Source organism: Agrobacterium sp. 22-209-1, from assembly GCF_053522485.1.
Genome location: NZ_JBNWCH010000019.1, coordinates 1 through 9,666, shown reverse-complemented (window position 1 = coordinate 9,666; position 9,666 = coordinate 1). Strand labels below are relative to the sequence as shown.

General features: G+C 56.9%; 9 protein-coding genes and 2 pseudogenes. 5 read left to right on the top strand and 6 right to left on the bottom strand.

The window, feature by feature from the left end; genetic code table 11:
- Positions 1–158 precede the first annotated feature (158 nt).
- The 3 genes from ACQZ48_RS23260 to ACQZ48_RS23250 are packed head-to-tail and all read right to left on the bottom strand — an operon-like array spanning position 159 to position 1,994.
- Complete coding sequence (locus tag ACQZ48_RS23260) at positions 159–860, bottom strand: SDR family NAD(P)-dependent oxidoreductase (protein ID WP_448729551.1); 702 nt, start codon at positions 858–860, stop codon at positions 159–161.
- Positions 861–879: 19 nt separating this feature from the next.
- Positions 880–1,410, bottom strand: a complete 531-nt coding sequence (locus tag ACQZ48_RS23255; RefSeq protein ID WP_448729550.1) for a lipocalin family protein — start codon at positions 1,408–1,410, stop codon at positions 880–882.
- 26 nt (positions 1,411–1,436) lie between these two features.
- A complete protein-coding gene (locus ACQZ48_RS23250) occupies positions 1,437–1,994 on the bottom strand; it encodes a hypothetical protein (RefSeq protein ID WP_448729552.1) in 558 nt (185 codons plus the stop codon).
- A 247-nt stretch (positions 1,995–2,241) separates the two neighbouring features.
- Here ACQZ48_RS23250 and ACQZ48_RS23245 point away from each other — a divergent pair, with 247 nt between their 5' ends.
- The 4 genes from ACQZ48_RS23245 to ACQZ48_RS23230 all read left to right on the top strand — a co-directional run bounded on the left by ACQZ48_RS23245 (position 2,242) and on the right by ACQZ48_RS23230 (position 4,885).
- Entirely contained in the window at positions 2,242–3,708 is a 1,467-nt protein-coding gene (locus tag ACQZ48_RS23245; RefSeq protein ID WP_448729549.1) for a PAS domain S-box protein, read from the top strand.
- Positions 3,709–3,847: 139 nt separating this feature from the next.
- Positions 3,848–4,027 carry a CsbD family protein gene (locus tag ACQZ48_RS23240; RefSeq protein WP_077984902.1) on the top strand — a complete coding sequence of 60 codons (180 nt, stop codon included), beginning with the start codon at positions 3,848–3,850 and terminating at the stop codon, positions 4,025–4,027.
- A 7-nt stretch (positions 4,028–4,034) separates the two neighbouring features.
- Positions 4,035–4,382: a BON domain-containing protein gene (locus tag ACQZ48_RS23235; RefSeq protein ID WP_077984901.1), complete on the top strand. Its 348-nt coding sequence runs from the start codon at positions 4,035–4,037 to the stop codon at positions 4,380–4,382.
- On the top strand, positions 4,379–4,885 hold the full coding sequence (locus ACQZ48_RS23230; protein WP_448729548.1) for a DUF992 domain-containing protein: 507 nt from the start codon (positions 4,379–4,381) through the stop codon (positions 4,883–4,885). Before ACQZ48_RS23235 ends, ACQZ48_RS23230 begins: the two co-directional genes overlap by 4 nt.
- Before the next feature lie 302 nt (positions 4,886–5,187).
- Here ACQZ48_RS23230 and ACQZ48_RS23225 read toward each other — a convergent pair.
- The 3 genes and pseudogenes from ACQZ48_RS23225 to gnd all read right to left on the bottom strand — a co-directional run.
- A pseudogene (locus tag ACQZ48_RS23225) lies at positions 5,188–5,400 on the bottom strand (FAD-dependent oxidoreductase); the annotation flags it as partial.
- Between the two features lie 12 nt (positions 5,401–5,412).
- Positions 5,413–5,805, bottom strand: a pseudogene (locus ACQZ48_RS23220) (ABC transporter permease); the annotation flags it as partial.
- Between the two features lie 51 nt (positions 5,806–5,856).
- The gene (gene gnd, locus ACQZ48_RS23215; protein WP_448729547.1) at positions 5,857–6,861 is read right to left on the bottom strand and encodes a phosphogluconate dehydrogenase (NAD(+)-dependent, decarboxylating); all 1,005 of its coding nucleotides are present in this window, start codon (positions 6,859–6,861) and stop codon (positions 5,857–5,859) included.
- A 418-nt stretch (positions 6,862–7,279) separates the two neighbouring features.
- On the opposite strand from gnd, the gene ACQZ48_RS23210 reads away from it, so the two are divergent.
- On the top strand, positions 7,280–9,049 hold the full coding sequence (locus ACQZ48_RS23210; protein ID WP_448729546.1) for a diguanylate cyclase: 1,770 nt from the start codon (positions 7,280–7,282) through the stop codon (positions 9,047–9,049).
- Positions 9,050–9,666 lie beyond the last annotated feature (617 nt).

The window sequence follows — 9,666 nt, the reverse complement described above, 5'->3', positions numbered from 1 at the left end:
ACGGGCGCGGACTTCAGGGGAGAATTTGTTCGTCGTCTTGCTTGTCATAGACCCTACTTCTCACGAGTTGGGGTCTCCGGTAAATCCGGTGCGGTTCAGGCTAATCACTGCACCACCCTTGCTACCGGGATGTTGGTAGCGACCACATATGCCAGAACTCACCATTCTATAGTTGAGCCATCATAGGCAAAAAATTGACCTGTCTGGCTCTGGTCGAGGCCGTTGATCGTTTCCAAAAGGCGCACAGCCGATTGATCCGGGGTGAACCGGTCTCTGCCCTTCGAAAACGGCTGGGAAAGGTCCGTATCGACTGTTCCGGGATGCAGCGCGACGATGATGGCCTGGCGGTTGGTGCGGGCAATTTCGATCGCGGCGGTTCGAACGATCTGATTTTGAGCCGCCTTCGCGGCGCGATAGGAAATCCACCCGCCCAGCCGGTTATCGCCAATAGAGCCAACCCGCGCCGACAGGGAAACAAAGACGCTTCGCCTGTCCCGTTGCAAAAGCGGAGTGAAATATTTCAGGAGCAAGGCAGGCCCTATGGCATTGACTGCAAATTGTTTCGCCATGTGACCGGCGTCGATTGCGCGTATCGACCTTTCCGGACCGGCACCATCGACTACCAAAGCACCCGTTGCGTTGAAGATCAGATCGAATGAACCGCGTTGGTCCTCCAGACGGGCAGCGGCTTCGCGGACCGTCGTCTCGTCGGTGATGTCGAGACCGTCGCGGCTGCGAGACAGAGGCAGGGCGAGCGCACACCGCGGATCGGCCTTGAGGCGCGCAAGCAGTGCCGCGCCAATACCGCCGGACGCACCGATGACGATGGCTCTATAGTCGCTTTCAAACGAGGCTATCATGAATGCGCTCCGTCAGCGTTTATCTCTGGGCGGGAAATTCGAGCTTTTTGACATCGTAGCCCAGCTCACGCACTTTCATCATCATCCTCTCGAGCTTCGCCTTGGAGGGAACGTTGCGGGCGTAAACCCAGACATCGTCTGTGGATGGATTGGCGCTGATGAACCAGGACTTGTCAGGTGATTTATAGAGCACCCAGTAATTGAACGTGATCAGGAGTGGGTAACGGACCCTCATCTTCGCCTTGGTAGACGCGAAGTCCAAGATTTTTCCAACACCGTTGATGGTTTTCAACTTGCCCCGCGGCGTGCCTTCGCGGCAGCCATCTTCGACCAGCACTTCATCGGCCGACTTCCCCTGCCGGTAAGTGGAATAGCCGGCAACGCATCCGTCCGTCAGAAGCATCGGCATGCGACCGATTTCCAGCCATGTGCCCCGATAGTGACCGGCATCAACGGCAACAGGCTTGGGGGCAGCAGTAGCAAGCGAGCCCGAGAATAGAAGTAGCGAGACTGTCAGCGCACCCACGAAGCGCTTGCGATTTTTCTGCATAAACTCCTCCTTTCGGTCAATCTGGTTCAGGTTTCAGTTCGCCGTGTTAAGCCGGCATATCGAAGCGAGATAAAGGCCATGAGGCCGGCAGCGGAGAACGCATTCAGACTGAGAAGCGTTGCAAGATCATCTGCCGACCAGGATTGCAGCCCCGCGCCCAGAAATGTGCGCGAGCTAAAGAACGCGATAGAGACAAGGATTGCCATCGCATATTGCCAGAGTTTCTCCTCTGCACGGAACGAGATGGCCGCCAACATGATGCAGGCGGCAAAGAAAAACTCCGTGCCGGATGCATGGCCGAATATCGCTGTTTCAAACAGGGTATCGAGCGTTCCCACAAGAGGAAGCGCCAGGCGCGCAGCCAGATGGGATTTCTTTGCCAAAAGTGGGATACCAAGGAAAAACGGCAGCGATAGCAGCGTAACAAGCGACGCCACAGCAGCATCGGCATCGACCAGATACCAGACATAAAGCGGATAAAACGGCTTGTTGAGGATGATGACCCAGGCAACGGTCAGTGTCGCCTTTGTCAGGTCATCGGTTACGGCCAGGCCCGTCCGCGCATCGTCCCTTCCAAGCTCCATCAGGCCGTCTTCTCCGTTAGCGCCTAGTTGGCCGCTGGCATAGATACGAAAAAGAGGCCCGTTTGGTTTCAGTGGCGGGACAAAAGTGCGATGGCGATTCCGGAAATCGACACACAAAACGGATGTAGCGCTCGTCTATCCCTCATTTTTCGTTCTCTGGCCAAGTGGCGTCCTGCAACACTTAACGTCGCTTGGCGTTAGAGACGACACAAACTACCAGAAGCCACAGGGCTAGAAGGATGACACCGTGAACCTGCCGAAGATCAACCGCCTCGTGTTACAGAACCTGATCGCAGGCCTCAGCGATGGGCTGATATTGCTGGAAACCGAAGGAACGATCGCATGGGCCAACAAGGCAGCACTGGAGATGCACCGCATAGAGACCGTGTCGGAGCTTGGCGCCGACGCCGAAAGCTACAGGCGCAATTTCACGCTTCGCTATCGCAACAATCATCTTCTCGACGAAGGTCAGTATCCGCTTGAGCGGCTACTTGCCGGAGAGACATTCGAAGATGTGACAGTGGAGATATCGCCAAGTGACAATGCGGCTGAATGCTGGGTCCATACCTTGCGTGGCCTTATTCTTGAAGATGACGGCGCAAAACCCGATGTGCTTGTATTGATCATTCGCGACGAGACCCCGCGGTTTGAGGCTGAAGCGCGATTCGAGAGCGCCTTTAACGCCAATCCGGCGCCGGGTCTGATCTGCCGGCTGGAAGACGAGCGTTTCATTCGCGTCAATCAGGGTTTTCTGGAAATGACCGGCTTCAACCGCGAGGAGATCATCGGTATCAGCGTCAAGGAACTCGGGTTGTTTTCCGAGTGCGAAACCGGTGAGGATGCGCTGAAGCGTCTGCATGAAGGCCGAGTCATTCGCCATCGCGAGGCGCTCATTCCCATTCCGGGCGGTGACAGGCTGGTGATCGTGGCAGGTGAAACAATCGCGGTTGCCGAAGAGCCCTGCATGCTGTTCACCTTCGCGGATCTCGACGGGCGCCGGAAGGCACAGAACGCGCTTCGCCAAAGCGAAGAAAGATTCTTCAAGTCCTTCCGTCTGTCGCCCGCGCCGGCGGCAATTTCCAGGCTGAGCGACTTCGTGCTGACGGAGGTCAATGATGCTTTTCTGACGCTTTGCGGTCATATGGAAGCCGAGGTGATCGGCAAAACCGCAAGCGAGTTGCGATTGTGGGACGATGTGGCAGCGCGACGCGAAATCGAGAAACGGCTGAAGGACAATATTCCTATCCGAAATGAAAATCTGCGCATGAACCTCGCTGATGGCGGCGTAGCTGAGTGCATCGTTTCGGCAGAACGCGCAGAGATCAATGACCAGCTTTGCGTCATCTGGGCGATACAGGACGTTACGGAACGGCGAAGATCCGAAAACGAGCTGATCGAAGCCATCGAAAGTGTCATGGCCGACACCTCCTGGTTCAGCCGTACCGTTGTTGAGCGGCTCGCGGGGCTGCGGCAAAATTCGCGCGGCGCCACATCGACCGCATCGCTGAAGGATCTCACGGATCGGGAGGAGCAGATACTATCGCTAATCTGTGACGGTTGCAGCGACAAGGAAATGAGCGATCGGCTGAACCTCTCCAAACACACGATCCGCAACCATATCGCGTCTCTTTACGGCAAGATCGGTGTCAACCGCCGAACCGCGGCGGTAATCTGGGCGCGGGAGCGTGGATTTGTCGGCAGTAAAAAAAAATAGCGGCTGAACCCGCAAATTAGGTCAGTTTGTACCAGTCGAACTAGTAGCTATTGCTCTGCCAGCGGCGATTTTGCCGGCCTATCTTTCCATCATGCCGTTACCAACAGCGGCACCCTCAAAACGATGGAAGGAATTCGTCATGGACAACAACCGTATCGAAGGCATCGCCCGTCAGGCAAAGGGCAGCATCAAGGAAGCGGCTGGAAAGATCACAGGCAACGACAAGCTTCAGGCGGAAGGCAAAGCCGAAAAACTGGCGGGCCAGGCGCAGGAGAAGCTCGGCCAGACCAAGGACGCCGTCAAAAAGGCATTCAAGTGAACCGCTGATGTTCAAGGTAGGAGGTTTCACCATGATGCTTGCTTGTGAACTGACCCCGGCCACAAACTGCCTCCCCCAGGACGTCAGCCTGTGTGCCGCCTTGCAAGCCGTGCTCGCCTATGCCGATGGACAGGAAGACAGCTCGATCTCCGTCACATCCGTCGAGGGCAGGATCGTGCTCTCGGGCGAAGTGGAAACACTCTCTGCCTTCGAACGGGCGGTCATCATCGCAGAATGTTTCGCATCGCGGCCGATCATCGCCGATCTGGCGATCCGGCAGCGCCCCCATACCTATCTGGATGCCTCTGCCCCACGCATCCAACTTGTAAAGAATAACAGGAGTGACAAACAATGAAGAAACTCGTTCTTGCAACTGCAATTGCAACTCTGGCCATCGCCCCACTCGCTTCCGCCGAAACGAAGCACAGCGGCAAGCGTGCAACGGAAACCGCGCAGAAGGAACGCGTCGGCACCCTGTCCTGTGAAATCGCCGGTGGCGTCGGCCTCGTCGTCGGCTCCAGCAAGGCGGTGAGCTGCGAATTCCATCAGCGCACCGGCAAGACGGAACGCTACACCGGCACAATCGGCAAGCTTGGCCTCGACATCGGCGTGACCGGCAAGACCTATATGAGCTGGATCGTGCTCAATACGGCCGCAAGCCGCGTTGGCGACGGCGCGCTGAGCGGTGATTATGTTGGCGCATCTGCCGGCGCCTCGGTCGGTGTGGGCGTGGGCGCCAACGCGCTGATCGGCGGTAACGCAAAGAACTTCGCGCTGCAGCCGATCAGTGCCGAAGTTGGTACCGGCGTGAACTTGGCTGCTGGCGTGTCCCACCTCCAGCTGAAGCGAGCGGGTTAATCCGTCCGTCTCCGCGGTCGCACGGGGTCGTCAACGGCAAGCGCGTCGCGTTCATCGCGGCGCGCTTTTTTAGAAGCGTGTGGCAGCCTGGAAAAATGCTTTTTGCCTCGGCCGTTCAAACCCTCCGTCGGGCTTTGAGGAATAACCCTCGGAGCGCGTGCCGCCTGCGAATAGATCGCCTCGCCCTCAACCACCACAAAAGTTTCTTCAAGTTCGCGGCGGGGGTAGTTGTAGGTGCCGGGCTCCGTCTTCCAGACGGCGACGATCGTACCGTTTTCGATGTCGTCCTGCCATATCGGACGGCGGCCGGAACCTCCAAAACCAATTTCCTTCCGCTCCAGAAGAATGACGTCAACGCCTGCCCTGGCGAGTTCGAGCGCAGTGGTCAGCCCGGTATAACCGGCACCGACAATGCAAATATCTGCCTGGATAAGACCAGAGAGTGGTTCCGAAACCGGTGCGGGAGCGCCCGTCGCACACCAGAGCGTGGCGCCAAAGGGCGAGAAAGAAGACATCAGCCCGCACTCTCAATTCAAATCGCTGCGAGCATCGAGCGCGTCGCGAAGTCCGTCGCCAATGAAGTTGGAACTCGTGACGTCGAGCGTGATGGCGACACCGGGTACGACGGCGAGCCAGAGCGCCCTGTCGAGATATTGCTCGGCACCGTTCAACATGTTGCACCAGCTTGGCAGCGGCGGCTGAATGCCGTAACCCAGAAAACTGATGTAGGCCTCAAGATGAATGGCGCGCGCCACCGTCAACGTCGCCGCGACGATGGTGGGCCTGGCAGCATTTGGCAGTAATTCCCGAAACAAGATCCAACCATTGAGCAGACCAAGCATGTGGGCTGCCATCACGACGTCTCGCTCACGCAAGGAACGGACCTCTGCCTCGACCAAGCGTGCAATCTCCATCCAGGACTTATGCCTGAAGCCGGCCCGTCCGATCGTAACTGTCCGTTACCGGCGCGCTTATTTTGCTTTTTCCAGATGACCACCAAAGGCATTGCGCATTGCCGAGAGCACTTTGCCGGCAAATTCGGCCTCACCACGTGACGAAAAGCGCTCGAACAGCGCCGATGCCAGCACGGGAGCCGGTACGCCCGTTTCGACAGCCGCCTGCAGCGTCCAGCGCCCCTCGCCGGAGTCCGAAACCCGGCCACCATATTGGTCTAGATCAGGGTCCTGCTTCAGGGCCTCGGCCGTCAGATCGAGCAGCCATGAGCCGATGACAGACCCGTGCCGCCAGACCTCCGTCACGGCAGGAAGATCGATATCGAACTGGTAATATTCCGGATGGGCGAGAGGGGCCGTTTCCGCATCCGCCGCGCGGTTCTGCATACCGGCATTGGCAGCCTTCAATATGTTCAGACCTTCGGCGTAGGCCGCCATAACACCGTATTCAATGCCGTTATGCACCATCTTGACGAAATGTCCCGCCCCTGACGGTCCGCAATGCAGATATCCCATCGGCGCCGTTCCGGTAACGGGATCGGCTGCAATGCCCTGGCCAGCTCCGGGGGCGAGCGACGCAAAAATCGGATCAAGCCGTTGCACGGCAGCCACCGGGCCGCCAATCATCAACGAAAAGCCGCGCTCCAGCCCCCAGACGCCGCCGGACGTGCCAGTATCGATGAAATCGACACCATGGGTGGCAAACTCCGCCGCCAGGTCAATCGCATCACGATAAAACGAATTGCCGCCATCGATGATTGTATCGCCCGCAGAAAGTTTCGCTGCAAAGTCACGGGCGATTTTCGGCGTAATCGCAGCGGGAAGCATCAGCCAGACTGCACGCGGCGGTGAAAGCTTCGCAACGAGATCGTCCGGCGAGGTGGCACCGGTCGCGCCTTGCCTCACCAGCGCAGCGACATTTTCGGGATTGACATCGAAAACCACGCAATCATGACCATGTTTCAAAAGGCGGCGCACCATATTTGCGCCCATCCGTCCAAGCCCAACCATTCCGATCTGCATGCTGAAACTCCTTCTTTCCTATGCGCTATGGGCGCTTCATTCACCGAGACGAACGGTAAAAGCCCCGTTTTACCAAACTCCCGCGTTCACCCAAAAGCAGGTGAAGACGATCTGGCTGCACGCTATGTCCTGCATGGGCCAGTCAAAAGTACGAGCGCAGAATGCAGTACCACGACGCATCATCATGCGGCGCATGTCCACATCGGATGCGGCCTTACCGGTAAGCTAGGTACTGGCGAAATGGCGCACAACTAAAGATTTGGTAATTTAATCCACACAGCACGTTGGACATTTTGGACTGCGGGACTAAGACGTAGCCATAGGGGATCAGACAGACTTGGCGAAATGATTGGTCAAACCCACAAATTGGACCCGCTGCACCCGGTCGTGATACCGTGCGGCAAGATTTGGCATCACCATGCGACTTGGCACCATCACAAACCTGGCTTATGCCGTAACGCTGATACTGACGACAGTATCAGCCACCACATTCATTTTGTCGGCAAGAAGCGCCTCCCAAGAGCGCGCGGCAATCGAGTCTCATCTCGAATTAAACGATCTTGCCGAGGAACTGGTGATCATCGCGGATGAGCGCGCCGAGGAGGCGCGTCTTTACGTTATGCGAGGCGACGAGCAACATCTGGCAAAGTTCTATGTCGACGAAGATCAGGAAAATCACCTCGAAGAAGCCGTGGATAAACTGTCTGCGCGCGGTGCCTCGCCGCAGGAAGAAGGATTGTTTCAGGATATACGCAAGAGCGCTGACACTCTGGATGCGATGGAACGAGAGGCCATCGCTTCTTATCGCGCCGGGCGCCAGAACGAAGCGCAACAGGTCCTGTTCGGTGACGAGTATTATCAACTGCATACAAGTCTGCTGAATACCGTTGCAAATGTGAGAGAGACGGTTGCGGCACGCACGCAGGCAACAGTTGACCAGGCCAAAAGCCGAAGTGATTTCTACGGGTCTATCGCCAAGGTGATGCTTGCCCTGACCGCACTGATGTTTTTGGCCGTATTGTACTTTGTCCTCAGCAGACGGGTTGCCGCGCCCCTTATCAGAATGAGCAATATCGTCATGCGCCTTGCCCGGCAGGACTACAGTATAGAGGTACCAGACGAAGGGCGACGAGACGAAATTGGAGAAATGAACCAAGCCATTCGCATCTTCCGCAGCAACGGGCTGGAACGGGAACGGCTTGATGCAGAGCACCGCAGGAACCAACGCATCAAGGACCTAATCCTGCAAATGATGCATCGAATTCAGGCGTGCCAGAATCAGGATGAATTGTCCGACGTCGTTGCGAAATTCATGCCGCAGATTTTTCCCGCTATCGCGGGCCGGCTGCTTGTGCTCAAGGAAAACAGTACACTTCTCCAATCGACCGGAAAATGGTCCGACCCTTCGTTTTCCGTGTCTGATTTTTTGATCGATGATTGCTGGGCTCTGCGTCGCGGACGTCCCCACACCAACAATCCCGACGGGGACGACGTCGTCTGCCATCACCTCCAGGGGATGTTCGGAACCGGTCTCTGTATACCGCTGACCGCCTTGGGGGACACCGTCGGCCTGTTGTACCTCGAAATTCCCGCAAGAAACGAAACGCTGGAGACAGAGCGACTTTATCTGGAACTCCTCGCCGAGAATATTGGTCTTGCCGTCGCAAACCTCCAACTGCGGCAGCGGCTGGTTGGCATGGCCAGACACGATGCCTTGACCGGTCTCCTGAACCGTCGGTCTCTTGATGAGGCGCTGAACAAGCATATTGAGAAGCCAGACGATTCACTGGCTTGTCTCATGCTGGATATCGACCATTTCAAGCGCTTCAACGACCGCTTTGGCCACGATGCCGGTGACGCGGTGATGCAATATGTTGCCCAGGTCCTTTCCGAAGCCGTCGGCGAACTGGGTGAACTATTCCGTTTCGGCGGCGAGGAATTCACTGTGTTGATGCCGGCTGCGGGTATTGAAGATGCCATCAAGGTTGCGGAGAGACTCCGGCATGCGGTTGAACGCGCGCCGTTCAACTATCGTGGTCGCCTGCTTGACCCGGTTACCGTATCTGTCGGTATTGCAACCGCACCGGCGGGAGGAACAGTGAGTAGCGTGCTGGAACGAGCAGACGCCGCACTCTTGAACGCCAAACAGAACGGTCGCAACAAATGGGTATCGTCCGACGCGATGTGAGCGAGGGGCTTGGCACCCCCAGTCCGTCAATAAACCGCCTCACGCCATGGGCATCGACGGCTCCTGCCAGCACCCGTTAGAAATCAAAATTGCACGCCTGTCCGACCGACGGCAGGCCATGATCTGGAAGGCTAAATGCCAAGGACAGCGAAAACGTGTCGTCCGCTCGTCTGGGCCGTGCCGTATGATGGCTTAACCACCATAACAGGCTCCGTGAACCGAGAAAATCGAGATCAACGGCAATTACCATGAGGCCCGTATCCACTCGCGGGCCGAACGCCTCCATAATCCCGGCAACATTATCAGGAATGTCGCTCTATCAATTTACCGGCGTGATGCACGGCATTCGCCTCAACCACATGGCCCGCATTCGCTTGAGAGTCAGACTATGAACCGGAGACAAGCGGCCACGCACATTCACATCCGAACATTGTGCAACGCACAAAGTTCGGAGGAATAGGCATGAAATTCGGATTTTTAGATACATATCATCCGGAAAAATTCGTCTAAAACTCTCCCAACTCAAGGAGAGAGACCATGACGGACACGACATCAGATTTTGATGGGTCAACAATTGCCCTGGAGGCCGCAGAAGAACCCGCATGGACAGCTGCGAC

Excerpts from the sequence above, each read along its gene's own strand:
- ACQZ48_RS23260 (WP_448729551.1), bottom strand. The coding sequence starts at position 860 with ATGATAGCCTCGTTTGAAAGCGACTATAGAGCCATCGTCATCGGTGCG.
- ACQZ48_RS23255 (WP_448729550.1), bottom strand. The coding sequence starts at position 1,410 with ATGCAGAAAAATCGCAAGCGCTTCGTGGGTGCGCTGACAGTCTCGCTA.
- ACQZ48_RS23250 (WP_448729552.1), bottom strand. The coding sequence starts at position 1,994 with ATGGAGCTTGGAAGGGACGATGCGCGGACGGGCCTGGCCGTAACCGAT.
- ACQZ48_RS23240 (WP_077984902.1), top strand. The coding sequence starts at position 3,848 with ATGGACAACAACCGTATCGAAGGCATCGCCCGTCAGGCAAAGGGCAGC.
- ACQZ48_RS23235 (WP_077984901.1), top strand. The coding sequence starts at position 4,035 with ATGTTCAAGGTAGGAGGTTTCACCATGATGCTTGCTTGTGAACTGACC.
- ACQZ48_RS23230 (WP_448729548.1), top strand. The coding sequence starts at position 4,379 with ATGAAGAAACTCGTTCTTGCAACTGCAATTGCAACTCTGGCCATCGCC.
- gnd (WP_448729547.1), bottom strand. The coding sequence starts at position 6,861 with ATGCAGATCGGAATGGTTGGGCTTGGACGGATGGGCGCAAATATGGTG.
- ACQZ48_RS23210 (WP_448729546.1), top strand. The coding sequence starts at position 7,280 with ATGCGACTTGGCACCATCACAAACCTGGCTTATGCCGTAACGCTGATA.